General features: G+C 60.0%; 23 protein-coding genes. 20 read left to right on the top strand and 3 right to left on the bottom strand.

The annotated features are described in order from the left end of the window. Positions 1-58: 58 nt before the first annotated feature. The 11 genes from AS189_RS14145 to nrdR all read left to right on the top strand — a co-directional run bounded on the left by AS189_RS14145 (position 59) and on the right by nrdR (position 11,772). Positions 59-874, top strand: a complete 816-nt coding sequence (locus AS189_RS14145) for a polyphenol oxidase family protein (RefSeq protein ID WP_062290215.1) — start codon at positions 59-61, stop codon at positions 872-874. Between the two features lie 87 nt (positions 875-961). After that, positions 962-1,765 (top strand): YggS family pyridoxal phosphate enzyme, encoded by an 804-nt coding sequence (locus AS189_RS14140; RefSeq protein ID WP_062290212.1) that lies wholly within the window; start codon positions 962-964, stop codon positions 1,763-1,765. Between the two features lie 49 nt (positions 1,766-1,814). Further along, entirely contained in the window at positions 1,815-2,342 is a 528-nt protein-coding gene (locus AS189_RS14135; RefSeq protein ID WP_062290209.1) for a cell division protein SepF, read from the top strand. A 189-nt stretch (positions 2,343-2,531) separates the two neighbouring features. After that, positions 2,532-2,822 (top strand): YggT family protein, encoded by a 291-nt coding sequence (locus AS189_RS14130; protein ID WP_062293714.1) that lies wholly within the window; start codon positions 2,532-2,534, stop codon positions 2,820-2,822. Positions 2,823-2,967: 145 nt separating this feature from the next. Beyond that, on the top strand, positions 2,968-3,642 hold the full coding sequence (locus tag AS189_RS14125) for a DivIVA domain-containing protein (protein ID WP_062290206.1): 675 nt from the start codon (positions 2,968-2,970) through the stop codon (positions 3,640-3,642). A 173-nt stretch (positions 3,643-3,815) separates the two neighbouring features. After that, complete coding sequence (lspA, locus tag AS189_RS14120) at positions 3,816-4,433, top strand: signal peptidase II (protein ID WP_082634321.1); 618 nt, start codon at positions 3,816-3,818, stop codon at positions 4,431-4,433. Beyond that, the gene (locus AS189_RS14115; protein WP_062290203.1) at positions 4,426-5,349 is read left to right on the top strand and encodes an RluA family pseudouridine synthase; all 924 of its coding nucleotides are present in this window, start codon (positions 4,426-4,428) and stop codon (positions 5,347-5,349) included. Before lspA ends, AS189_RS14115 begins: the two co-directional genes overlap by 8 nt. A gap of 229 nt (positions 5,350-5,578) precedes the next feature. Then, the gene (gene dnaE / locus AS189_RS14110; RefSeq protein WP_082634320.1) at positions 5,579-9,145 is read left to right on the top strand and encodes a DNA polymerase III subunit alpha; all 3,567 of its coding nucleotides are present in this window, start codon (positions 5,579-5,581) and stop codon (positions 9,143-9,145) included. Continuing rightward, positions 9,145-9,738, top strand: a complete 594-nt coding sequence (locus tag AS189_RS14105; RefSeq protein ID WP_062290199.1) for a hypothetical protein — start codon at positions 9,145-9,147, stop codon at positions 9,736-9,738. Before dnaE ends, AS189_RS14105 begins: the two co-directional genes overlap by 1 nt. A 118-nt stretch (positions 9,739-9,856) precedes the next feature. Further along, complete coding sequence (gene hisD / locus AS189_RS14100) at positions 9,857-11,185, top strand: histidinol dehydrogenase (RefSeq protein ID WP_237760069.1); 1,329 nt, start codon at positions 9,857-9,859, stop codon at positions 11,183-11,185. 104 nt (positions 11,186-11,289) lie between these two features. Then, a complete protein-coding gene (nrdR, locus tag AS189_RS14095) occupies positions 11,290-11,772 on the top strand; it encodes a transcriptional regulator NrdR (protein WP_062290193.1) in 483 nt (160 codons plus the stop codon). A 98-nt stretch (positions 11,773-11,870) separates the two neighbouring features. Here nrdR and ppgK read toward each other — a convergent pair whose 3' ends face one another. Continuing rightward, entirely contained in the window at positions 11,871-12,665 is a 795-nt protein-coding gene (gene ppgK / locus AS189_RS14090) for a polyphosphate--glucose phosphotransferase (protein ID WP_062290189.1), read from the bottom strand. A gap of 72 nt (positions 12,666-12,737) precedes the next feature. Beyond that, on the bottom strand, positions 12,738-13,616 hold the full coding sequence (gene map / locus AS189_RS14085; RefSeq protein ID WP_062290186.1) for a type I methionyl aminopeptidase: 879 nt from the start codon (positions 13,614-13,616) through the stop codon (positions 12,738-12,740). An 86-nt stretch (positions 13,617-13,702) separates the two neighbouring features. On the opposite strand from map, the gene AS189_RS20040 reads away from it, so the two are divergent. After that, on the top strand, positions 13,703-13,879 hold the full coding sequence (locus AS189_RS20040) for an SPOR domain-containing protein (protein WP_129587288.1): 177 nt from the start codon (positions 13,703-13,705) through the stop codon (positions 13,877-13,879). Between the two features lie 182 nt (positions 13,880-14,061). Here the strand turns inward: AS189_RS20040 and panB are convergent, their stop codons facing one another. After that, complete coding sequence (gene panB, locus AS189_RS14080; RefSeq protein WP_062290183.1) at positions 14,062-14,964, bottom strand: 3-methyl-2-oxobutanoate hydroxymethyltransferase; 903 nt, start codon at positions 14,962-14,964, stop codon at positions 14,062-14,064. 156 nt (positions 14,965-15,120) lie between these two features. Between panB and glnA the strand changes: the two genes are divergently transcribed. The 8 genes from glnA (at position 15,121) to AS189_RS14045 (ending at position 24,068) form a co-directional block, all read left to right on the top strand. Beyond that, positions 15,121-16,467 carry a type I glutamate--ammonia ligase gene (gene glnA, locus AS189_RS14075; protein WP_062293705.1) on the top strand — a complete coding sequence of 449 codons (1,347 nt, stop codon included), beginning with the start codon at positions 15,121-15,123 and terminating at the stop codon, positions 16,465-16,467. Between the two features lie 9 nt (positions 16,468-16,476). Continuing rightward, positions 16,477-19,596, top strand: a complete 3,120-nt coding sequence (locus AS189_RS14070) for a bifunctional [glutamine synthetase] adenylyltransferase/[glutamine synthetase]-adenylyl-L-tyrosine phosphorylase (protein WP_062290180.1) — start codon at positions 16,477-16,479, stop codon at positions 19,594-19,596. 185 nt (positions 19,597-19,781) lie between these two features. Further along, positions 19,782-21,287, top strand: coding sequence for an amino acid ABC transporter substrate-binding protein/permease (locus tag AS189_RS14065; protein WP_237759862.1), 1,506 nt, complete (start codon positions 19,782-19,784; stop codon positions 21,285-21,287). Continuing rightward, the gene (locus tag AS189_RS14060; protein ID WP_062290177.1) at positions 21,284-22,039 is read left to right on the top strand and encodes an amino acid ABC transporter ATP-binding protein; all 756 of its coding nucleotides are present in this window, start codon (positions 21,284-21,286) and stop codon (positions 22,037-22,039) included. Before AS189_RS14065 ends, AS189_RS14060 begins: the two co-directional genes overlap by 4 nt. Positions 22,040-22,156: 117 nt before the next feature. After that, positions 22,157-23,062 carry a glutaminase gene (locus AS189_RS14055; protein ID WP_062293698.1) on the top strand — a complete coding sequence of 302 codons (906 nt, stop codon included), beginning with the start codon at positions 22,157-22,159 and terminating at the stop codon, positions 23,060-23,062. Positions 23,063-23,349: 287 nt separating this feature from the next. Beyond that, positions 23,350-23,484: a glutaminase gene (locus AS189_RS20855; RefSeq protein WP_082634319.1), complete on the top strand. Its 135-nt coding sequence runs from the start codon at positions 23,350-23,352 to the stop codon at positions 23,482-23,484. Between the two features lie 94 nt (positions 23,485-23,578). Continuing rightward, positions 23,579-23,779: a hypothetical protein gene (locus AS189_RS20850; protein WP_062290174.1), complete on the top strand. Its 201-nt coding sequence runs from the start codon at positions 23,579-23,581 to the stop codon at positions 23,777-23,779. Positions 23,780-23,882: 103 nt separating this feature from the next. Next, the gene (locus AS189_RS14045; protein ID WP_062290170.1) at positions 23,883-24,068 is read left to right on the top strand and encodes a CsbD family protein; all 186 of its coding nucleotides are present in this window, start codon (positions 23,883-23,885) and stop codon (positions 24,066-24,068) included. Positions 24,069-24,123: the final 55 nt, after the last annotated feature.

The following is a 24,123-nucleotide window of genomic DNA, read 5'->3' as shown; positions in this document are numbered from 1 at the left end:
TGCCGGCGCCTACCGCCGCCGGCACGCCGAACGTTCATGAATGGTCAGGTTGTCTTCTATGTTTTCCGCTCAGCAGGTGCGGCCAGGAATTTGGGTCGGTTTCACCGGCACGGAAACAGGCAACCTGGCCTTTCACGTTGGAGACGACGAGCACGCAGTCATCCTCCGGCGTGCTGCGCTAAATGCCGCACTGTCCCAGACGGCTGGCTCACCGGTGTCACCTGCCTTTATGAATCAGGTCCACGGAAACGTGGTGGCCACGATTTCAGAGAGTGCAAGCACTGGCGAGGTAGGCGACCCTGCAGGGTCCCCCGTGGCGGAGGAGAGTTCCGGGGAGCAGCCGCCCACCAACGGCAGCTCCGCGTTCCGTGAGGTGCCAAGGGCAGCGCCAACAGCTGACGCCATGGTCTCCACGGGTGCTGCTCTTGCCGTCATGGTTGCCGATTGTGTCCCCGTGGTGCTTGTCGGTGATACCGCAGATGGAGGAGTGATCCTAGCTGTTGCCCATGCCGGGCGCCCCGGGGTTGAGGCCGATGTGGTGGGAGCCGTTGTCGCCAGCATGCGCGCAGCCGGGGCCGGATCCATTGAGGCATGGCTAGGCCCGAGCGTTTGCGGTCAGTGCTACGAAGTTCCCGAGACCATGCGGGCCGCCGTGGCCCGGAAGGTGCCTGCATCCTTTGCCACCACCTCGTGGGGCACGCCAGCGTTGGATTTGCCCGCTGCCGTTCTGGCTCAATTGGGGGCCAACAACGTCAGTGCCCATGCCAGTGGTGAGTGCACACTAGAAAACCCCGAGTTCTACTCGCATCGCCGTTCCATGAGCGACGGTTCGCCTGAAGGGCGTTTCATTGGCTTCGCCGTCTCGTCCCGATAGTAGGCTCCCGTCCACGGTCACTTGGCTGTTGGGTGCATCCGCAGCCTGCTAGTCCCCAGCAATTGCGCAGTGAAAGCAAATAATTCCATGACTTCTCAGGACCCCCGCACACTCCAGCTTGCCGAACGCCTAGCCGTGGTCAAGGCGCGCATCAGCGCCGCCCAGTCAGTCGTTGCCCCTTCCGGTTCTGCCCCATCCGGCATTGCTACGTCCGGTACTGGCGGACCCACGCTCATCGTCGTGACCAAATTCCATCCTGGCGCCGATGTGCTGCGCCTGAGCAGCCTTGGTGTGGCCGACGTCGGCGAAAACCGGGACCAGGAAGCTGCTGCCAAGTCCTTGGAGGTGGCATCCGCAGGTACGGCGCCACTCCGCTGGCACTTCATTGGCCAGTTGCAGAAAAACAAAGCCAAGTCGGTGGCGGCTTACGCTCACTCCGTGCAGTCCATAGACAGAGATTCGCTCATTGGCGCCTTGGCCAATGCGATGGCGAGGGAACGCGACTCCAGTGGCCGGGATCCGCTGGAGTGTTTCATTCAAGTGGATCTCTCCGAAGCCTATGCGGATCTGGGCAATGGGGCTGGCCCCGCTGCTCCGTCCCTCGGAAGGGGAGGGGCCGCGCCGTCGGACGTCCTAAGACTGGCAGAACAGATCGCCGGATCGCCCCATCTGCGGCTCGCCGGGGTCATGGCGGTGGCTCCTCTGGGTGTGGCCCCGGCGCCAGCCTTCGAACTGCTGGCGGCCATCTCGGCGAGGCTGGTAGCGGAGCACCCAAACGCCACAGGCATTTCAGCTGGCATGAGCCACGATTTGGAGGCGGCCATGGCGGTCGGGGCGACACACCTGCGTGTCGGTTCCGATATCCTCGGCCCCCGTCCCGTGGTGCTGTAGCGTTTTGAACACAGAGTTTTCTAGCTTTGCACACTAATGAGGAGCAACCATGGCTGGCGCTATGCGCAAGACAATGATCTTTCTTGGGCTCGCCGACGGTGACGAGCACTACGACGCGGAGTACGCGCCGACGTTGCCTAAAGAGGACACCCACGCAGACGTGTTTGAACGCGACGTTGCTCCGGCTCCGACCGCCGCCGTTGAACCGGCCGCACCCAAAGCCGGCGATGACGAATACCGCGCTCCGGTAACCCCCATCAAGCGTGCTGCATCTACCCGGGAAGAGGCTGAAAGTTTGCGCCAGATCACCACAGTCCATCCTCGTTCCTACAATGATGCCAAAATCATTGGGGAGAGCTTTCGGGATGGCATTCCTGTCATCATGAACGTCACCGACATGGGCGAAGCCGACGCCAAGCGCCTGGTGGACTTCTCCGCCGGCCTGGTCTTCGGTCTTCGTGGCTCCATCGAGCGGGTCACCAACAAGGTGTTCCTGCTCTCACCGTCCTACATCGAAGTTTTGGGCGATGACAAGAAAATCTCCGACACTCAGGCGGCGTTCTTCAACCAAAGCTAGTCGCACAACGAAACAAAACAGATTTTATACAACTGCCCGGGCACTTTGTGTCCGGGCAGTTCGTTAAGCTGATGAGGCCAAGTACCAGTGGGGCCGGGGAAATCCCGCGCTCATTGCTTTACTCTGGTTGCAAGGCTCTTCCTTTATTGCCGGTTCCCTTCCCGCCACCTAGTGATTGTGTGCACACGCGTGACAATTGTCTTTGCTCTCCTGTACCTGCTCCTGCTGCTCTACTTCCTGACGCTGCTGCTACGTATGGTCTTTGACTGGATTCAGGTGTTTGCTCGCGACTGGCGCCCCAAGGGTGCGGCTTTGGTAGGCGCCTCAGTGGTTTACCGACTGACCGATCCGCCTTTGCGCAAGTTACGGGCCATGATTCCGCCACTTAAAATCGGTGCCGTGGCCCTGGATATTGGCTTCCTTTTATTGCTTGTTGCAGTCGGTATTGGGATGAGTATCACAAGAAGTTTTGCCGGTTAGTGTCGCGTCGTTAGTTTTCGTCGACGAAAAGTTATATTGTAAAAGCGAAAGACCCAAGTTCAGATCTCCCGATTTGTATTCGGTACCGTAGTCCGGGCAGGTTTCGGCCGGTTTCTGACTCACATAAGACCAATGAGGTGACTAGATGGCGCTTACGCCAGAAGACGTTGTCAACAAGCGGTTCCAGCCGACAAAGTTTCGTGAAGGCTATGACCAGGACGAAGTCGACGATTTTCTTGACGAGATCGTCGTCGAGCTTCGCCGACTCCATCAGGAAAACGACGAGCTGCGCAAGCAGCTCGCAGACGGTGGTTCCAACACCGCAGCAGCTCCGGCTCCCGTAGCCCCGCTGCTGGCCAAGGAACCCGAGCCGGCCAAGGCCGAGCCCGTTGTCGTTGAGCCTGAGGTCAAGGAGCCCGTCAAGGCTCCGGAACCCGTTGTTGAAGAAAAGGTAGAGGCAGCGCCTGCTCCGGCAGCTCCGCTTTCCTCCGCACAGTCAGCCAGCGGCGTTATCGCCTTGGCCGAGCGCTTGCATGACGAATACGTCAACGCAGGTGTTGAGCAGCGCGACAAGATCATCGCTGAGGCGCAGATCGAAGCCAGCACGCTCGTCAACGATGCCCAGGAGAAGAGCCGTAAGACGCTCGGCGCCCTGGAGCAGCAGCGTTCAGTCCTTGAGCGTAAGGTTGAGCAGCTTCGCGGCTTCGAGCGCGATTACCGCTCACGCCTGAAGAGCTACATTGAAGGCCAGCTGCGCGACTTGGACGCACGCGGCTCAGTGGCTGCCCCGGATTTCACCGAGAGCAGCCTGGAGTCCTAGCCTGAAAAACTCAAAGCCGGTGGTGCAAGGAAACTTGTTCCACCGGCTTTAGTTTGTTAAACCAGTTTTGGATCCAAGGCAACGCACAACACCCTCGTCATGGGGTGGCAGGGATAGCCGCCTATGATTGAGAAGAACCTTTTGCCCGAACCACTCAAACAACCGAAAGTGTCATGAGCGAGAACTCTTTGCCGGCTACGGCACCCGCTGCCAAGCCCCGCCGCCACTATTGGTGGATCTGGCTCTGCGTTGGCGCCTTTGCCTACGTATGTGACCAGCTCACCAAATGGTGGGTGAGCTCCACCATGGAAATTGGGGAGAAGATCCCCGTCATTCCAGGGGTGTTGCAGTGGTACCACATCCTCAATTCCGGTGCTGCCTTCTCCATTGGTGAGAACTTCACGTGGGTTTTCACCATCATTATGGCGTGCGTTTCCGTCGCAATCGTGATCTTCTCGCGCAGGATTGCCTCCATCTGGTGGGCTATTGGCTTGGGGCTGGTCTTGGGTGGCGCCCTCGGTAACCTGACAGACCGGCTGTTGCGTCCGCCGTCGTTCGCCATGGGGCACGTGGTTGACTTCATTTCCTTCCCCAACTTCGCCATCTTCAACATGGCAGATATGGCCGTGGTGGGCGGGGTCATTGTGATCTGCCTTTTGACCCTGTTAGGCATCGGCATGGACGGCTCCAAGGCAGAGGCGAGCACGTCCGGCAAGGCGAGCGACGACGCGGCCACGGAAGCGAAGACTCCAGACGCACAGAATTCAGATAACGAGGAACGCAATGACTGAGACATTCTTGATTCCAGAGGACGTGTCCGGAAGCCGGGCCGACGCCGGACTGGCAGCACTGCTGGGCATCTCCCGGTCCGCTGCGGCACTGTTGTGCACCGAGGGTAATGTCCTGCAAAACGGTGCAGCCGTGGGCAAGAGCGACAAGTTCGTCCTTGGCGCCAGCATCCAGGTCACCATTCCTGAACGTAAAGATCCTCTCGAAGTTGTGGTGGAGCCCGTGGACGGGTTGAACATCTTGCTCGATGATGAGCACTTCGTGGTGGTTGACAAGCCCGTGGGCGTCGCGGCACACCCGTCTCCGGGCTGGGTTGGTCCCACAGTAGTGGGCGGGCTGGCTGCGGCCGGCTTCCGCATCTCCACCTCAGGCGCGCAGGAACGGGTGGGCATTGTGCACCGCCTGGACGTGGGCACCTCCGGCGCCATGGTGGTGGCCAAGACCGAGCACGCTTACACCGTGCTGAAGCAGGCCTTCCGGGAAAGGACTGTGGAGAAGATTTACCACGCAGTGGTTCAGGGCTTGCCGGATCCGCTTCAGGGCACCATTGATGCCCCTATCGGTCGACACCCGGGTCATGACTGGCGCTTTGCCGTCATTGAAGATGGCCGTCCCTCCATAACCCATTACGAGGTGCTGGAGGCGTTTGGCAAGGCGACGCTGGTGGAGGTGCACCTGGAGACGGGCCGCACACACCAAATTCGCGTGCACTTTTCTGCGCTGCGACACCCCTGCGCCGGTGACCTCACGTATGGTGCCGACCCCTCTTTGGCCGCCGAGCTGGGGCTGACCCGCCAATGGCTGCACGCCCACAAGCTCGGATTCACGCACCCAGCCACGGGGGAGTGGGTCAGCGTCACCAGCCCATACCCGCAGGACCTGGAGTACGCCCTGGATCACCTTCGCGGCGAACACTAGCAACCCCGCATCACTTTACGGCGGTATTTCTCGAACGCCGCATCACTTTACAGCGGTATTTCACGAACCCCGCATCACTTTACGGCGGTATTTCTCGAATACCCTATCGTCTCCGTGGCGCGGGGTTCGCTTATGGCCCCCGGGAAGTGGTGCGGCGTTGGCCCGCTGACGCCGTAAAGTGGTGCGGCGTTGGGAGAGAGGGGCGGAGAATCAGCACTAGAATGGTTCGGTGGCTAGCTCATCGACTGACAGTTTTGTTCATCTTCATACGCACACCGAATATTCCATGCTGGACGGTGCAGCGCGCCTAACCGAACTCTTTGACGAGGCCAAGCGGCTCCAAATGCCCGCTCTGGCCACCACTGATCACGGTTACTTGTTTGGTGCCTTCGACTTCTGGAAAAAGGCCACCGACGCCGGCATCAAGCCCATCATTGGCGTGGAAGCCTACGTCACCCCCGGTACGGCCCGCACCGACAAGACCAGGGTGAAGTGGCGTACGGAAGAGGCGCAGAAGAAGGACGATGTCTCCGGTGGTGGCTTCTACACGCACATGACGCTGCTGAGCTACAACAACCAAGGCATGCGCAACTTGTTCCGCGCCTCCTCGATTGGGTCCTTGGATTCGCCCATGGGCAAGTACCCGCGCCTGGACCGGGACCTGCTCAACGAATACCACCCGGGACTTATTGCCACCACCGGCTGCCCCTCAGGCGAGGTCCAGACACGTCTGCGTTTGGGCCAGTACAACGAGGCCAAGGCTGCCGCGGCCGAGTTCCAGGACATCTTTGGCAAAGAAAACTACTTCTGTGAGCTCATGGACCACGGTCTGGACATTGAGCGCCGGGTGACCAAGGATCTGCTCCGCCTCGCCAAAGAACTGGCGATTCCGCTGGTTGCCACCAATGATCTGCACTACACCCACGAGCACGACGCGAAGGCGCACGAGGCTCTGCTGGCGTTGCAATCTGCCTCCACGCTGACCGAACCCACCTACGATCAGGGTGGCAAGCGCTTCGCGTTTAACGGCAGCGGCTACTACCTGAAATCACCGGCCGAAATGCGGGCGCTGTTCTCCGAGCTTCCGGAGGCGTGCGATAACACCCTGTTGATCGCCGAGCGGTGCGAAGTTTCCTTCAACACCAACGCCAACTACATGCCGCGTTTCCCCTGCCCGCCGGGTGACGATGAAACCTCCTGGCTGGTTAAAGAGGTCGACGCCGGCCTGAAGTACCGCTACCCCAAGGGCATCCCGGACGATGTGCGTGAGCGGGCCGATTATGAGTTGGGCGTCATCATCAAGATGGGCTTCCCCGGCTACTTCCTGGTGGTTGCTGACTTCATCAACTGGTCCAAGGACCACGGCATTCGCGTTGGTCCCGGCCGAGGTTCCGGTGCCGGCTCCATGGTGGCCTATGCCATGCGTATCACCGACCTGGACCCGATCCATCACGGGCTAATCTTTGAGCGCTTCCTGAACCCTGAGCGCGTCTCCATGCCTGACTTTGACGTTGACTTCGATGATCGTCGCCGCCATGAGGTCATTAAGTATGTGACCGAAAAGTACGGCGATGAGCGCGTCGCCATGATCGTCACCTATGGCAGCATCAAGACCAAGCAGGCGTTGAAGGATGCTTCACGCGTACTGGGCCACCCCTTCAGCATGGGCGAAATGCTGACCAAGGCCCTTCCTCCGGCCGTCATGGCCAAGGACATCTTGCTCAATGACATTGAGAACCCCGAGGCCAAGCGCTACAGCGAGGCAGCGGACTTCCGGAACTTGATGAACACCGATCCCGAGGCCGCCAAGGTCTTTGAACTGGGCAAGGGACTCGAAGGGCTCAAACGCCAGTGGGGTGTGCACGCCGCCGGTGTGATCATGAGCTCGGATCCCATCATCGATGTCATTCCGATCATGCGCCGCATCCAGGACGGGCAGGTCATCACCCAGTTTGACTACCCCACCAGTGAAGGCCTTGGCCTGATCAAGATGGACTTTTTGGGGTTGCGAAACCTCACCATCATCACTGACGCGCTGGAAAACATCAAGGCCAACCAAAATGTCGACCTTGACTTGGAGACGCTGGAACTCGACGACGCCGGATCTTATGAGCTCATGGCTCGCGGCGACACGCTGGGCGTTTTCCAGCTGGACGGTGGCCCCATGCGTGGGCTACTCAAGCTCATGCGCCCGGATAACTTTGAGGATATTTCCGCCGTCTTGGCCCTGTACCGGCCAGGTCCCATGGGTGCCGATTCACACACCAACTACGCCTTGCGTAAGAACGGTCTGCAGCCGATTACCCCCATCCACCCCGAGCTGGAGGAACCTCTGGCCGAGATTCTGGGGGGTACCTACGGGCTGATCGTGTATCAAGAGCAGGTTATGTCGATTGCGCAGAAGCTGGCAGGCTACTCGCTGGGCCGTGCCGATATTTTGCGCCGTGCCATGGGTAAGAAGAAGAAGTCGGAGCTGGATAAGCAGTACGCCGGCTTCCATCAGGGCATGATGGACAACGGCTACTCCGATGCTGCTGTCACCACCCTGTGGGCCATTTTGCTGCCGTTCTCCGATTACGCCTTCAACAAGGCCCACTCGGCGGCTTATGGCGTCATTAGCTACTGGACCGCCTACCTTAAGGCGCATTACCCGGCCGAATACATGGCTGCGCTGCTGACAAGCGTTGGCGATGACAAGGACAAACTTGCCCTCTACCTGAACGAGTGCCGCCACATGGGCATTACGGTGCTGGCCCCGGACGTCAACGAATCTGCCTTGAACTTCACTCCGGTGGGTCACGATATCCGCTTCGGCATGGGTGCCATTCGCAATGTTGGTGCCAACGTGGTCAACGGACTGGTGGATGCGCGCAAGGAGAAGGGGAACTTTGAAAGCTTCTCCGACTTCCTGATGAAGGTTCCCGCGGTGGTCTGTAACAAACGCACCATTGAATCTCTCGTTAAGGCCGGTGCCTTCGATTCTCTGGGTCATGCCCGGCGTGCGCTGGCCATGATTCACGAAGAAGCTGTTGACTCCGTCATTGGGATCAAGCGCAACGAGGCGGTGGGCCAATTTGACCTCTTCGCCGGCATCGGTGGGGAAGAGGAACCCGAATCGGCTCTCATCACAGAGATCCCGGACCTGCCCGAATGGGAAAAGAAAGACAAGCTGGCGTTTGAACGCGACATGCTGGGCCTCTACGTCTCTGACCATCCCCTGCGTGGGCTCGAAGGCATCCTCAGTCAGAACGCTGACATGTCCATCACCCAGCTCTTGGGCGACGACGGCCCTCAGGACGGGCACATCATCACCATTTCCGGCATGATCACCAACCTTCAACGTCGCATCGCCAAGAGCAGCGGTAATCCCTATGCCCGGTGTGAAATCGAGGACTTGGGCGGCTCCATTGAGGTGATGTTCTTCGGCCAGACCTACGGCCCCATTGCCAACGTGTTGGCTGAGGACTTGATTGTGGTTGTCAAGGGAAGGCTTCAAAAGCGCGACGACGGTGCCGTCACCTTGAACGCCATGGAAATGACCGTTCCTGACCTCACCGAAGGCATGTCCGGCCCGCTGGTGATCTCCATGCCTGAACACAAAGCCAACGAACAGATTCTCGAGGCACTGAAGTCAGTGCTCAATGACCACCGCGGCAACACCGAGGTCAAGATGCACCTTGCCGGAACACGCTCCATGAAAATCATGAAGCTGCCGTTGCACCACCGGGTCAACCCCACGCCGTCGCTCTTTGGCGACTTGAAAGTATTGCTCGGTCCCACCTGTTTGGAAGGCTAATGATGAACGATTCCGTGGCCCAGATGACACCGTCCACAAGGTCTCGAAAAACGAACCGGTCCGCCGCCGTTTGGCAGCGCTGGATGCGCGTCAGTTTGGCTTTGGGCGCCGTCATGGGTGTCGCATGGTTTGTGCTGGCCCCGGGAGGTGCCATCTACGGGGACGGCAAGGACTACGCCACCTGGTTCCCGCGCGATCTAGCCCTGGCTGCTCTGATGCTCGTGGCTGGCGTTTTGTCAGCAGTGCTTTTGTTGCGTCAAGGACGCAAGACGGCGCTCATCTGGGGATCGGCGTCCTCAACGCTGGCCTTGCTCGTTGCCGGGCTGGCCGGCTCGGTGCTGGCCTGGCGCATCGGTGTGTTCGCCGGGGACCTCTTCCAGACGGTGCCGGATAATCTGCCCAGCCCCAGCATGATTTTCTCGCTGCGTTCACCCGCGGTGCTCCTGCTCTGGCCGCTGGCCAGCGCCGCGGTGCTGTTCGTGGTCCACTTTGCCCACTATTTGGTGCCTCCCGCCAACGAGAGTTCCGATGCCGACTTGCCGGAGCCCACAGTGGCGCAGCAACCTCAGATGAAAGAAGCAGCGGCCCAGTAACGGTAACTGCGCTGACCTGGACCACATGGGTGCCGGGCAACGGGTAAACTTCACTGTTGTGAGCAACCTTGAAACTTCAGCGTCCGGAACCGCCACCAGCCCAGAATCAGCAGTCCGCCTGCGCCGCACGGACCTCCGCGGGCACACCCTGTCGCTGGCCGAGCTAAAAAGTGCCGTTCCCCGCACCGCCTCCGCCACCGTGACTACCGCCGAAGCCGCCGTGCAGACCATCATTGCCGACGTGCGCCGCGACGGTCACGCGGCCTTGGCTAGCCTTGCCCTCAAGTTCGACGGCGTGAGTCAAGAACATCCCCGAGTCCCCGCAGCGGCACTGGCGCAAGCGCTGGCCGAGCTGGACCCGGCCGTGCGTGCGGCGCTGGAAGAATCCATTACCCGGGCCAAAGCCTTTGCCCAAGCGCAGAAGCCGGCTGACGTTGACTACCCCATGGCTGATGGTGCAGTGGTCTCCTCCCACTGGATCCCCGTGCGTCGTGTGGGGCTCTACGTACCTGGCGGTCTCGCCGCATACCCTTCTTCGGTAGTGATGAACGTTGTTCCTGCTCTGGCTGCGGGCGTGGGGTCGGTGGCCTTGGCCTCTCCGCCGCAGAAGGAATTTGGCGGACTTCCTGACTTGACGGTCCTGGCCGCTGCAGCTCTGCTGGGCATTGACGAGGTCTACGCCATGGGTGGCGCCCAAGCCATCGCCGCGTTCGCCTACGGTGTAGCCGCCGGCAGCTCGGAAAACGGTGGGGGAGAAGCCCTAGAACCCGTTGACGTGGTGACGGGCCCAGGCAACATTTTTGTGGCCACCGCCAAGCGCCTGGTCAAGGGTGTTGTTGGTATTGACTCTGAAGCTGGCGCCACGGAAATTGCTGTCCTGGCAGACCACACGGCTAACCCGGTCTTTGTTGCCGCGGACCTCATCAGCCAGGCCGAGCATGATCCCAACGCCGCATCAGTTTTGGTGACCACTTCGCTCGAGCTGGCGGACGCCGTCGACCGTGAATTGATGCTCCAAGTAGCTAAAACTACTCACCGCGAACGCGTGGAGACGGCACTTAGCGGCGTGCAGTCGGGCATTGTGCTGGTGGATGACATCGCCCAAGGGGTGGCAGTTTGCAACGCTTACGCTGCCGAGCACCTCGAGGTGGTGACGGAAAATGCGGACGGCGTTGCCGCACAGATCACCAGCGCAGGAGCCATTTTCGTGGGCGACTACAGCCCGGTGAGCCTGGGCGATTACTGTGCCGGGTCTAACCACGTGCTGCCCACCAGTGGCACAGCTGCCTTCTCCTCGGGCCTGAACGTGACCACGTTCCTGCGCGCCGTGCAGTTGATCAACTACAACAAGGAAGCGTTGGCACAAGTGGCCGGACACGTCATTACGCTCTCGCGTGCTGAAGGCCTGCCGGCGCACGGAGACGCCGTAGCGGTTCGATTTCCTTAGACGCTTGCCCTAGACAGCTGGCGTGTCTGCATGATAATTACGCGATTGTAGTTTGTTTAGTTTAGAACCTAGACTAAAGATGATCTTGATCCGAAGGGGGTTGCATGTACTGTCCGTTTTGCCGTAATCCCGATTCCCGGGTGGTTGATTCAAGGCTTTCAGATGACGGCTCATCCATCCGGCGACGGCGGCAGTGCACCGAGTGCGGCCGCAGATTCAGCACCATTGAAACCGCCAGCCTGTCCGTGAGCAAGCGTTCCGGCGTTGCGGAGCCGTTCAGCCGCAGCAAGGTCATTAGTGGTGTCCGCAAGGCTTGTCAGGGCCGTCCCGTCACCGATGATGATCTCGCCAAGCTGGCGCAGGAGGTCGAAGAGTCCATCCGGGCCAGCGGTGCGGCTGAGATTGAGGCCAATGACGTTGGGCTGGCCATTTTGGCACCTCTGCGGCGTCTGGACTTGGTGGCCTATATGCGGTTCGCCAGTGTCTACCAGGCCTTTGAATCACTTGAAGACTTTGAATCATCCATTGCCCAGCTGCGCAGCGAGGATCAGCTGCTTTCCGAGGATCCCTCCGCTACCCAGCAATAGCAGTCGCTAGTGCATGAGCCGGACCTTCTCTCACAATAAAGGGTGTGTGCTCCAATCGTCACGATTGGAGCACACACCCTTGGTTGTTGAGCTGAAGGCTATTTGGTCAGCTTGAAGTGTACTGCCGCCTGCAAGGCGCCACCCACAATGCCGGCGTTGTTGGCCAGCTCGGCCGGGATAATCTTGGTGCGCAGATCCAGCTGGGGCAGGTAGTCTTCGCTGCGCTTGGAAATACCGCCGCCAATAATGAACAGTTCCGGTGAGAACAAGAATTCCACGTGGGAGAAGTAACGCTGAAGCCGGACTGCGTACTCGTCCCAGCTGATGCCGTCGCGTTCGCGGGCGCTGGCTGAAGCCTTCGTCTCGGCGTCGAAGCCGTCGAGTTCCAGGTGGCCCAGTTCCACGTTGGGGATGAGCTTGCCGTTGTAGATGAACGCGGAGCCAATGCCGGTGCCGAGGGTGATGACCAAAACGGTGCCTTTGACGCCCTTGCCGGCGCCGTAGCGGGCTTCGGCCAAACCGGCAGCGTCGGCGTCGTTCATGACCTGAACGTCACGGCCCAGTTCGTTCGTGAAGATCTCATCCACGTTCGCATCGATCCAGGACTTGTCCACATTGGCCGCCGAACGCGACACGCCGTGGGAAATGATGGCCGGGAACGTGATGCCTACTGGTGCGTCTTCGCTGGGGGCGTGCTTGCGGCCGGAGAGCTCATCGACGATCTCCTTGACTACCTTGGCCACCGCCTGCGGTGTGGAGGGGCTGGGTGTCGGGATCCGGAAGCGGTCACCCACAACCTCGCCGGTTTCCAAGTCGACTATGCCGCCCTTGATGCCGGTGCCGCCAATGTCAATGCCAATGACGGTGGTGCGGGACGGGTGCTTCTTAGTCATGCAGGCTCCAAGGGTAGAAGGATTTTCGCGTACAAGTGCCATGGCTGGCGGAGAGGTGGTGACCGGGTAATGCTACGGCAGTGTGAGGACTTCTGCACCTGTGGCCGTAACAACCATGGTGTGTTCAAACTGAGCTGTGCGCTTGCGGTCCCGGGTGACAACCGTCCAGTCGTCCGCCCACATGTCCCAATCAATGGTTCCCAAGGTCAGCATGGGTTCGATGGTGAAGACCATGCCCTCTTCCATCACAGTGTTGTACGCCGGGGCCGCGTCATAATGCGGAATAATCAGGCCGGTGTGGAAGGCCTCGCCCACGCCATGGCCGGTGAAGTCCCGCACCACCCCGTACCCAAAACGCTTGGCGTAGGAGGCGATGGTGCGGCCAATGACGTTGATTTCCCGGCCCGGAGCTACGGCGCGGATAGCGCGGTTCAAGGACTCTTGGGTGCGTTCCACCAACAGGCGTGACTCTTCATCAACGTCGCCCACAGTGAACGTCCAGTTCGTGTCGCCGTGGACGCCGTTCTTGAATGCCGTGATGTCAATGTTGATAATGTCCCCGTCCTCCAGCACCGTAGTGTCCGGGATGCCGTGGCAAATGACCTCATTGATGGAGGAGCACAGTGACTTGGGGAATCCGCGGTACCCCAGCGTTGACGGGTATGCCTTGTGGTCCAACAAGAACTCATGGCCTATGCGGTCCAAGGCGTCAGTGGTGACACCGGGGACAATGTGTTTGCCAACCTCCACAATGGCCTGTGCCGCAATCTTGCTCGAGATGCGGATCTTCTCCAACGTCTGCGCATCCTTGACCTCGGAGCCCTTGAACGGTGCCGGACCGGCCTTGCCCACGTATTCGGGGCGAGGTATGGAGAAGGGGACGGCCAGTTCCGGGCTGATAGTGCCGGGGACCAATTTGCCAAGGGGTGCTGAGGTTGCTGTTGAAGACATGCCATCATCCTATAAGTTTTTGCCCGCCAGAAAGTCCTATGATGGCAGCAGTTAGAAGCGTTCAATCACGAAAGTTGGAGACCATCATGTCGCAGTATTGGTACAACGTAGAAACCCACACCGTGGAAAAGGACGCCCAGTCGGACTGGAAGTCCTTGATTGGACCGTATGAAAGTGCCGCCGAAGCCGAGCAGGCGTTGGCGAAGGTCCAGGAACGCAACGCCGCGGCGGATGCCCTTGATGAAGAGTCCGACGACGACTAAGTCACCACTGTGACTGCTGGACTGGTGCGTTCAGATTAACCACTTTACTTATACGCACGCCACGCCCGGGCGAGTTGCGGTGCTCTCATACTGCCGCAACTCGGATCGGGCCCGTTGCGTATAAACAAAGTGCAGTTTGCTTATACGCAGCTACCCGATGGTGTGGTGCGTCTAAACCTCGGTTAGAACGTGTGCTCGGGGCCGGGGAAGACTCCGGTGCGGACTTCCTCACCATATTCACGGGCCGCCTCTGCCAGGACGGTGCGCATCTGGGCGTACTGCTTGACGAACTTGGCCATCTTGCCGGTACGCAACCCGGCCATGTCCTGCCATACCAGTACCTGCCCGGTGGTGGAGTTACCGGCACCAATGCCCACGGTGGGCACAGTCACGGCGGCGTCCACAGCGGTAGCGGTTTCGGCGGGAACCATTTCCATCAACACACAGAACGCGCCAGCCTCAGCCAGGGCAACGGCGTCGTCAATCATGATCTGGGCCATCTCGCCGCGGCCCTGAACCCGGTAGCCGCCCAGCATGTGTTCGCTCTGCGGGGTGAACCCAATGTGCGCCATGACCGGCACACCAGCCTGCGTCAGGGCACGCACGGTGGGGGCGTAGTAGGCGCCGCCTTCCATCTTGACGGCGTGGACCAGGCCCTCCTTCATGAGACGAACCGAGGAGGCGATGGCCTGCTCGGGTGACTGCTCATAGCTACCGAAGGGCAGATCGGCCACCACCAAGGCGCGCTTGGCTCCGGCCGTCACCGCGCGAGAGAAGATGATCATCTCATCGAGGGTGATGGGCAGTGAGGTCTCGTTGCCCAAGACGTTGTTCGAGGCGGAATCGCCCACCAGCAGCACTTCAATGCCAGCTTCATCAAAAATTTGTGCCGTGTACTGGTCATAAGCCGTCAACATGGCAAATTTCTTCCCCGCCGCCTTGGCCGCCAGCAGGTGGTGGGTGCGGACCTTGGCGGCTGTGGCAGGAATGCCGCTGGGGGTTCCGGTTTGGGCGGCTGCGCCAGCACCGTAGGGTGCCGCCAGCTCGGCGGACGCGGTTGAGTCAGGGATGCTTGTGGGTGACATGAACTCAGCTTATTACGATTCCCCGCGTGGATTGGGCATGGGGCGCCACACTAGTTAGTAGAGTTATGACTGCAGGCAACCCACCTGCCACAAACCAGTCCGCCACCTGCCCGCAAATGGAGCCAGGTGTTGGTGACCGAAGGAAGAGGCCCGTACGTGAACCGTCAACAGGAGTTTGTGCTGCGCACCATTGAGGAGCGCGATGTTCGGTTTGTGCGCCTGTGGTTTACCGACGTCGTAGGCAGCCTGAAATCTGTGGCACTGGCCCCGGCCGAAGTTGAAGGCGCCTTCGAAGAAGGTCTGGGCTTCGATGGTTCGGCCATTGAGGGATTGGCTCGGGTATTCGAATCGGACATGTTGGCCCAGCCGGACCCGTCCACCTTCCAGATCCTGCCCTGGCGCGGAAACGGCAAGACGGAACAGACCTCACGCATGTTCTGCGACGTATTGACTCCCGACGGCGAGCCCTCCGCAGCTGATCCGCGCAACGTCTTGAAGCGGGTTCTGGCCAAGGCCGCAGACATGGGCTTCACGTGCTACACGCACCCTGAAATTGAGTTCTACTTGCTGAAGTCGGACCGCCCCGGACCTGACGGTATCCCTGTACCCGTGGACCAGGCCGGCTACTTTGACCACGTGCCCGGTGGTGTTGCCCAGGACTTCCGCCGCACCGCGGTGACCATGCTCGAAGACGTTGGCATCTCCGTCGAGTTTAGCCACCACGAAGGTGGCCCGGGGCAGAACGAAATTGATTTGCGTTACGCCGATGCGCTGGCGACAGCCGATAACATCATGACGTTCCGCACCGTGATCCGCGAGGTGGCTATCCAGCAGGGTACATACGCCACGTTCATGCCAAAGCCGTTTTCGGACCACCCGGGCTCCGGCATGCATACTCACTTCTCGCTGTTCGAGGGCGACAGTAACGCCTTCTACGATCCGAGCGCCGAATTCCAGCTCTCAACAACTGCGCGCCAGTTCATGGCCGGAATCCTCAAGCACGCCCCGGAATTCACCGCCGTGACCAACCAGTTCGTGAATTCCTACAAGCGTCTTTGGGGTGGGGGAGAGGCTCCCAGCTACCTTTCCTGGGGCCACAACAACCGTTCAGCCCTGATGCGCGTGCCGCTCTACAAGCCGGGCAAGGGCCAAGCCGCACGTCTGGAATACCGCGGGATCGATTCCGCTGCCAACCCGTACCTTGCCTACGCCGTGTTGCTCGGTGCCGGGCTCAAGGGCATTGAAGAAGGCTACGAACTTCCCGCCGCAGCGGTGGAAGACATCAGCACTCTGACCAGTGCAGAACGCCGTCTCATGGGACACGATCCGCTGCCCTCGAGCCTCCATGATGCTGTGCGCCAGATGGAAGAATCAGAGCTCATGCCCGAGATTCTGGGCGAGCAGGTGTTTGAAAACTTCCTGCGCAACAAGCGTGCCGAATGGCAGGAATACCGCCTCCAGGTCACCCCCTACGAGATCAACCGCTACCTCGGGGTGCTCTAACCCACTGCCATGAGCTCTCTGACGCGCACCCTGATATCCCGTGGCTTCTCCGATCTGAAAACCTGTGAGCGGTTCCTCGGATTCACCGAACTTGCAGACCTTGACCAGGCAGAGCTACTCGATGCGTTGGCCGTGGCCGACAATCCGGATATGGCCCTGCAATCGCTGGTACGGCTACTCAGTGCCGTACCAGCCAGCCGCGAACTGTTGAGCGTCACGGATCCAGTCTCCGGGGCCACGGTTTCCAATGTGTCCCTGTTTCGGCTTTTAGGAGCCTCGGAGGCGTTGGCGGAATTCCTCATGCGCCACCCGGAACATCTTGACGTGGTGGACCCGTCCGTCAGCTCCAGCCCAGACGCTGCAGACGGAGCCGCACTGCGGGCCTCGTTGCTGGAGGCTGTAGGGGCGGATCCGACGTCGGGGCGTCCCGTTGCGCAGCTGTCCGGAACCGAGGCGCGCATCGCCTTGCGGACCAAATACCGCAGGCACCTGTGTGAGCTGGCGTTGCGAGACCTAGCAGCACCGTCTCCCTTGGAGGCAATGCCAAAGGTGGGGGCTGAGCTGGCAGATTTGGCGGCGGCTGCGCTCGAGGCGGCCTTGGCCGTAGCTCGGACCGAAGTGGGCGCAACCATGGGTGCCGAGAAGGTTGCCGCACTGCGTTTTGCCGTGCTCGGGATGGGCAAGTGTGGCGCGCGGGAACTGAACTATATCTCCGACGTCGACGTCATGTACGTCGTGGCGCTGGATGAACCTCCCACGGAAGTGGACCCCAGCCCCAGCCCCAACCCCAGCGACAGCGCTAAAGCCGAGCCCAGTAGCGACTCCATCGCCTTGGATGAAGGCGAGATGGTCAGGGTCGGCAACGCTCTGGCCAGCGCCATCTCACGCATCATTTACGCCCCAGAACGTGAGCCGGGCCTGTGGGAAGTGGATGCTAATCTGCGCCCGGAAGGTAGAGACGGCCAGCTGGTACGCACCCTTGATTCCTACATGGCCTACTACCACCGTTGGGCGCAGAGCTGGGAGTTCCAAGCACTTCTGAAGGCCCGTGCCATTGCCGGGGACCGGGAGCTGGGCCTGGAATTTGAGGCGGCTGTGGCGCCGCTGATTTGGAACTCTTCCGAGCGGGATGGGTTCGTGGAGTCCGTCCAAGCCATGCGTCGACGCGTGACGGCAAGCATTCGTGACGCCGACGCGGAGCGTCAGATCAAGCTGGGCAAGGGTGGGCTGCGCGACGTTGAATTCACTGTCCAGCTGCTGCAATTGGTGCATGGGAAGACTGACTCCAGCATTCGTTTACGGTCCACCACACAGGCCATTAATGCACTGACCATGGCCGGATATATTGGCCGCACCGATGCAGCGCTGCTGTTGCGCCACTACACCTACCTGCGTGTGCTTGAGCACCGGATCCAGCTCGTGCAGATGCGCCGCACTCACGCCATGCCCACCGCGCCTGAGCAATTACGCGCCCTGGCCCGAGCGTTGGAGGGGCCCTTGAGCATGAAGCGCCCCAGCGCTGATTCGCTTGAGGCCGACTGGGTGAAGGTGAAGCGTTCCGTGCGCTCCTTGCATGAACAAATCTTCTACCGCCCCATCCTGGCCACGGCCGCACACCTGAGCGCCGAGGATGCCGCGTTGACCTCCGACGCCGCCCGCGCGCGCCTCGCTGCACTGGGTTACAGGGACACGGCCGGAGCCGTGCGGCACATTGAATCCCTCACCGCAGGAGTCAGCCGGCGTGCTGCGCTGCAGCGTCAGCTCTTGCCGGTCCTGCTTGGCTGGCTGGCAGATGGAGTAGACCCCGACGCCGGACTGCTCGCCTTCCGCCGCGTCAGCGAGGCGCTGGGAACGTCCCATTGGTACCTTGGCATGCTGCGCGACCACCAGGCCGCGGCTGAACGCCTGTGTCATTTACTCTCCAGTTCCCGTCTTGTCAGTGACTTGTTGGAGGTCTCGCCCGAGGCAACTGCCTGGCTGGGGAACTCCAAGGAACTGGTGCCGCTGAGTTTCGAAGCTCAGTGGACAGAAATCCGCTCCAAACTTGGCCGCCATAGTGAAACAGGCGAGGCAGTACGGCTTCTGCGGTTGTTGCGGCAGCGGGAAATCTTACGTATTGGCATTGCCGATAGCTCCGGGTTGTTGGATCAGGATCAGGTGTCCGAGGCACTCAGCGACGCCGATAGGGCTGCCGTTCTGGGCGCCCTGATGATTGCCGAGACGGCCGTTCAGGCAGGCACAGAGCCGCTGACCAGTGTGCTGGTCGTAGCCATGGGCCGCCAAGGCGGGCGGGAGATTGGGTACGGCTCTGATGCTGACGTGTTGTTTGTCCATCAGCCGGTTCCCGGTGTCTCGGAGGATCGCGTGGATGCCGCAAACCAGCAAGCCAAAGCCATTGTGCAAAAACTGATGTCGCTGCTCACCGCCCCGGTGCGCCCTGCAATCCAGGCCGAACGGGTTCTGAGTATCGACGCTGATTTGCGTCCGGAAGGTCGGAATGGGCCGTTGGTTCGTTCGCTGGACGCCTACGCGGAATACTACGGCCGCTGGTCATCTGCCTGGGAAGCTCAGGCTCTGCTTCGGGCACGCCCCATGGCTGGTTCGGACAATCTGGCCCGGGACTTTGTGGCCATGGCCGATCCGGTGCGCTACCCAAAGGTGCTTTCCGAGGATGATCAGCGGGAGATCAAGAGGATCAAGGCCCGAATGGAAGGGGAACGGTTGCCTCGCGGCGCCGACCCGGCCCGGCACGTCAAACTTGGCCGGGGTGGCCTCAGCGACGTCGAGTGGCTGGTGCAATTGTGGCAACTGAAGCACGCCCATGCGCATGAGTCTCTGCGAACCACACAGACTCTGCCGGCGCTGGAAGCCGCTCGCGTCCTAGGTTTGGTGGACGATGAGGACGCGGCCGTCTTGGAAGCAGCGTGGCGGCTGGCCGGAAAAATCCGCAACGCCAATGTCATGTGGACAGGAAAGAACTCCGATCTTCTCCCGTCCGCCAGAGGTGACTTGGAGGCAGTCGCCCGATGGTGCGGCTACGAACCTGGTAACGCCGCTGCCTTTGAGGACGATTATCTGGGTCTGACCCGTAGGGCGCGGGCCGTGTTTGAACGGCTGTACTACGGCTAAATTCGCCATCCCGGTGCCCGTTCATGAGCTGAAATATGTCTTTATGTGTGGACGCGACTGGTGCGGTAGCGCAAATACTGATACCGAATCGTGATGCGTCTCGCATGATTGACCTAAAGGCTGTAACGTCGAGGGGTACTTCATTCGTCCCAACTGGGGCGCGATACCGTTGTGAGGGAAAATTTATGCTCAGGCTTCTGCCTCTTCGGCGACGCAGTGGCGGCAAATTTGCCGCCCTCGCCGCCCTTTTTACTGTTGTATTCATGTTGCTCGGGATGGGTGGCGCCTCAGCGTTGAGCCTGTCCGCCCCGGCATCGCTCAACACCGCAGTGCAGCACGCCGACGTCAAGGGCAAGAAATTTGCCATTGCCACCGACACCACCTTTGCCCCGTTTGAATTCCGTGATGGCAGCGGCAACCTTGTCGGTATCGACATGGATCTGCTGAATGCTATTGCCAAGAATCAAGGCTTCGAAGTGGACATCAAGTCACTGGGCTTTGACGCGGCACTGCAGGCACTGCAGTCCAACCAGGTTGCTGGCGTGATTGCCGGCATGTCCATCACCGATGAGCGCAAGAATGTCTTTGACTTCTCGGACCCGTACTTTGACTCCGGCGTGCAGATGGCCGTGGGCAAGAACAATGAGGACATCAAGACCTACACTGATCTGAAGGGTAAGACCGTCACAGCCAAACGCGGCAGTGAGGGCGAAACCTTCGCCAACTCCATCAAGGACCAGTACGGCTTCACCGTCAAGGCCCTCGCCGATTCGGCAACCATGTACGACGACGTCAAGGCCGGCAACTCTGTGGCCGTCTTTGACGATTACCCGGTGCTTGCCTATGGCGTGAGTCAGAACAACGGCCTGAAGATTGTCACCGACAAGGAACAGGGTAGCTCCTACGGCTTTGCCGTGAACAAGGGCCAAAATGCTGACTTGCTGGAAGCCTTCAATACCGGCCTGACCGAGCTGAAGGCAAACGGCGAGTACCAAGCCATTCTTGATAAGTACCTGGCCAAGGCCGAAGCTACCCAACAGGGCGGATTCTTCCAGCTCGTCAAGGACAGCTTCCCCGCCCTTATGAAGGGCTTGTGGCTGACCATGGTCGCCACCGTCCTTTCCCTGGTCATCGCCTTGGTGATCGGTGTTGTGTTCGGCTTCTTCAAGGTTGCCGAAAGCAAGATCCTGCGCGCCATTGCCACCATCTACGTGTCCATTTTCCGAGGTACCCCGCTGCTGGTCCAGGCATTCTTCTTCTACTTCGGTCTGCCGCAGATGACAGGACAGCCCATTGATGTGCTCACCGCTGGTGTGCTCACCTTGAGCCTTAACGCCGGTGCTTACATGACCGAGATTGTCCGTGGCGGTATTCAGTCAGTGGATCCCGGCCAGCTCGAGGCCAGCCGCAGTCTGGGCCTGGGCTACGTCACCTCCATGCGCCGTGTAGTGGTGCCGCAAGCGGTGAAGATCATGACGCCGTCGTTCATCAACCAGTTCGTCATCACCTTGAAGGACACCTCCTTGCTGGCCGTCATCGGCTTCGCGGAGCTGACATATCAGGGCCAGCAGATCTACGCGTCCAACTTCCGTACGGGTGAAACGCTGCTGATCGTCGCTGCGCTGTACTTCATCGTGATCTCCATCTTGACCCAGCTTTCCAACGTCCTGGACAGGAAGTTCAACAAATGAGCGAAGCCACAGCAGCTGTGAAAAACGCCAAAATCAGTGTCCGCGATTTGAAGAAATCCTTCGGTTCCAATGAGGTTCTCAAGGGTCTGGACGTTGATATCGCCGAAGGTGAAGTGGTGTGTGTCATTGGGCCTTCGGGCTCCGGTAAGTCCACGTTCTTGCGCTGCTTGAACAAGCTTGAGGACATCACCGCCGGCACCGTTACCGTTAACGGTTACGATCTCACCGATGCCAAGGTTGACCTGAACGCGGTGCGCCAGAACATTGGCATGGTGTTCCAGCACTTCAACCTTTTCCCGCACATGAGCGTCATCCAGAACATCATGATGGCCCCGGTTGAGCTCAAGAAGCTGGACAAGGCTGCGGGCCGGGCCAAGGCCATGGCGCTGCTCGAGCGCGTGGGGCTGGCCGAGAAGGCTGATGCCCGTCCGGCGTCGCTCTCGGGTGGTCAGAAGCAGCGTGTGGCGATTGCCCGTGCGCTGGCCATGAACCCCGGCATCATGCTCTTCGATGAGGCCACCAGCGCCCTTGACCCCGAGATGGTGGGCGAGGTGCTGCAGGTTATTCGCGACCTCGCGGCCGAGGGCATGACCATGGTGGTTGTCACGCACGAGATGGGCTTTGCCCGTGAGGTGGCCGACCGCGTGATCTTCATGGATGGCGGCTATATTTGTGAAGAAGGCACCCCTGAGGCCATCTTCACGAACGCTCAGCAACCGCGTCTGCAGGAATTCCTGGCCAAGGTGCTCTAGCACTTCTGCTTGGTGGGGCGGCGGCTGTGAAGCTGCCGCCCTTTTTCCTTTTCTTTAGCAGTACACCTTTCTTGAAGTACGACGGCGGCAGGCCAGCGGGGAGCGCACGTGAAAGACATGCAGGGGATCCTGGATGAAATTGTGGGGCATGTGGCGCCGTTGTGCCGTCAGGGCGAAGTGGCCTCCTACATACCCAGCCTGGGTGAAGTTTCGCCGGATAACTTTGGTATTTGCGTGGCCATGTCCGACGGTGAGCTGTACGGCGCGGGGGACTGGCAGAAGTCTTTCTCCATCCAGAGTATTTCCAAGGTGTTCTCGTTGGCGCTGGTCATGTCCTACGACTATGACTCGATCTGGCGACGGGTGTTCAGGGAGCCGTCGGGCACGCCGTTCAACTCCATGATCCAGCTCGAAGCGGACAAAGGCATTCCACGGAACCCGTTCATCAATGCCGGTGCTCTGGTGGTTACCGATAGGCTGCTGACCCTGACAGGGGACGCCGCAGGCGCCATTCGAGGTCTGATGCGCCTGGAGTCCGGCAATCCGACAGTGGACATTGACGCTCTGGTGGCCGCCTCAGAGGCCGATCATGGGCACCGCAACGCCTCACTGGCGCATCTGCTGGCCAGCTACGGGAACCTTGAGAATCCTGTAGAGGACGTGCTGGAGAACTACTTCAAGCAGTGTGCGTTGGCCATGACGTGCGAAGACTTGGCGAAAGCGTCGCTCTTCCTGGCCCGCCACGGTGTTGCTGCTGGTGGCTCCCCGTTCTTGAGTCCCAACCAGAGCAAGCGCGTGAACGCCGTGATGCTTACCTGTGGCACCTACGACGCTGCGGGGGAGTTCGCCTACCGTGTGGGCTTGCCCGGCAAGAGTGGGGTGGGTGGAGGCATCGTCGCCATTGTGCCCGGCCGCTGCTCCATCACTGTGTGGGGGCCCTCGCTGGGTCCCAACGGCAACTCCGTGGCTGGCATCGCGGCTCTGGATGAATTTACTGCCCTCACAGGTTGGTCCATCTTCTAGCCCCACTACCCACGCCGCATCACTTTACGGCCGTTTTACGTGAACGCGGCATCACTTTGCGGCGTTGCTGTCGATGCTGTTTAGGCTTCTGAGATGACTGCTTCCGTACCGCTGCTGACGCTGCTGCCGTTTAACGGCCTTCCGGAAGCAACGTTAGACATTCTTCGTGAGGGCATAACGGGGTTAGAGCTACCGGTGGGCCAGAAGATTTTTGTTGGGAATCCTTACGAAATGGTGCAGCTAGCGTTGGCGGACCCAGCCCGTCACCCCTTCGTCATCGTGGTCTCATCCGCCACTGCTCCATTACTGTGTGGGGCCCAACGCTGGGCCCCACTGGCAACTCCGTGGCAGGCATCGCTGCGCTGGACGAGTTCACCGCCCTCACGGGTTGGTCCATCTTCAAGTTCGCGGTAGGTGCTTGACAGATACTCAAATCACTTGTTGGATTTCCTGAATTGTCAACATTCGTTGACCTTTGGAGGCAGGTCAACTAAGGTTGACATCGGAGGTTTGGTCATGAAAACACTGGTGGGAAATACCGAAGGAATGGGCCCTGCGGAAGCCTTGTACGCCGTTGCCGGATGGCGCAAGGAGCTTGCGCGCACAGAGTCTGAGATGGTGTCGAGAGCACGTTCTGCTGGACTTTCTTGGGAAGCAATTGCGCTGTGTTTGGGAGTCAGTAAGCAGGCGGTTCACAAGAAGTACGGGAAACGCTAACAAGTGGCTGTCCTTATAGTTCACCCCATTCTCAGGTTACTCTCAGATTAAGTTCGTAACGTGAAAAGCGTAACCCGTTGGATTCATATTGAAGGAGGTCCTCATGGGACTCGGAGATAAGATCAGCAATAAGGCACAGGAAATGACCGGCAAGGCCAAGGAAGCCGTTGGTGACGCCGTGAACAATGACAAGCTTCAGGCTGAAGGTGCAGCCGATCAGGCCGCCGCGAAGGCAAAGCAGGCCGGTGAGCACGTCAAGGACGCTGCCAAGGATGTTTTCGACAAATAACGCATGAACTGAGCATTAAATGCTGCGGGGCCGGAACGCAATGTTCCGGCCCCGC

This window comes from Arthrobacter alpinus, assembly GCF_001445575.1.
Taxonomy (GTDB): domain Bacteria; phylum Actinomycetota; class Actinomycetes; order Actinomycetales; family Micrococcaceae; genus Specibacter; species Specibacter alpinus_C.
The sequence above is the reverse complement of the archived record's forward strand: the minus strand, read 5'-3'. Positions and strand labels throughout refer to the sequence as shown.

Coding starts and splice junctions, on each gene's coding strand:
- AS189_RS14145 (WP_062290215.1), top strand. CDS start 59: ATGTTTTCCGCTCAGCAGGTGCGGCCAGGAATTTGGGTCGGTTTCACC.
- AS189_RS14055 (WP_062293698.1), top strand. CDS start 22,157: ATGCAGGGGATCCTGGATGAAATTGTGGGGCATGTGGCGCCGTTGTGC.
- lspA (WP_082634321.1), top strand. CDS start 3,816: ATGAGCGAGAACTCTTTGCCGGCTACGGCACCCGCTGCCAAGCCCCGC.
- AS189_RS20850 (WP_062290174.1), top strand. CDS start 23,579: ATGAAAACACTGGTGGGAAATACCGAAGGAATGGGCCCTGCGGAAGCC.
- panB (WP_062290183.1), bottom strand. CDS start 14,964: ATGTCACCCACAAGCATCCCTGACTCAACCGCGTCCGCCGAGCTGGCG.
- map (WP_062290186.1), bottom strand. CDS start 13,616: ATGTCTTCAACAGCAACCTCAGCACCCCTTGGCAAATTGGTCCCCGGC.
- AS189_RS14060 (WP_062290177.1), top strand. CDS start 21,284: ATGAGCGAAGCCACAGCAGCTGTGAAAAACGCCAAAATCAGTGTCCGC.
- AS189_RS14045 (WP_062290170.1), top strand. CDS start 23,883: ATGGGACTCGGAGATAAGATCAGCAATAAGGCACAGGAAATGACCGGC.
- AS189_RS14070 (WP_062290180.1), top strand. CDS start 16,477: ATGAGCTCTCTGACGCGCACCCTGATATCCCGTGGCTTCTCCGATCTG.
- AS189_RS20040 (WP_129587288.1), top strand. CDS start 13,703: ATGTCGCAGTATTGGTACAACGTAGAAACCCACACCGTGGAAAAGGAC.
- AS189_RS14125 (WP_062290206.1), top strand. CDS start 2,968: ATGGCGCTTACGCCAGAAGACGTTGTCAACAAGCGGTTCCAGCCGACA.
- nrdR (WP_062290193.1), top strand. CDS start 11,290: ATGTACTGTCCGTTTTGCCGTAATCCCGATTCCCGGGTGGTTGATTCA.
- AS189_RS14105 (WP_062290199.1), top strand. CDS start 9,145: ATGATGAACGATTCCGTGGCCCAGATGACACCGTCCACAAGGTCTCGA.
- ppgK (WP_062290189.1), bottom strand. CDS start 12,665: ATGACTAAGAAGCACCCGTCCCGCACCACCGTCATTGGCATTGACATT.
- AS189_RS14065 (WP_237759862.1), top strand. CDS start 19,782: ATGCTCAGGCTTCTGCCTCTTCGGCGACGCAGTGGCGGCAAATTTGCC.
- AS189_RS14115 (WP_062290203.1), top strand. CDS start 4,426: ATGACTGAGACATTCTTGATTCCAGAGGACGTGTCCGGAAGCCGGGCC.
- AS189_RS14135 (WP_062290209.1), top strand. CDS start 1,815: ATGGCTGGCGCTATGCGCAAGACAATGATCTTTCTTGGGCTCGCCGAC.
- AS189_RS14140 (WP_062290212.1), top strand. CDS start 962: ATGACTTCTCAGGACCCCCGCACACTCCAGCTTGCCGAACGCCTAGCC.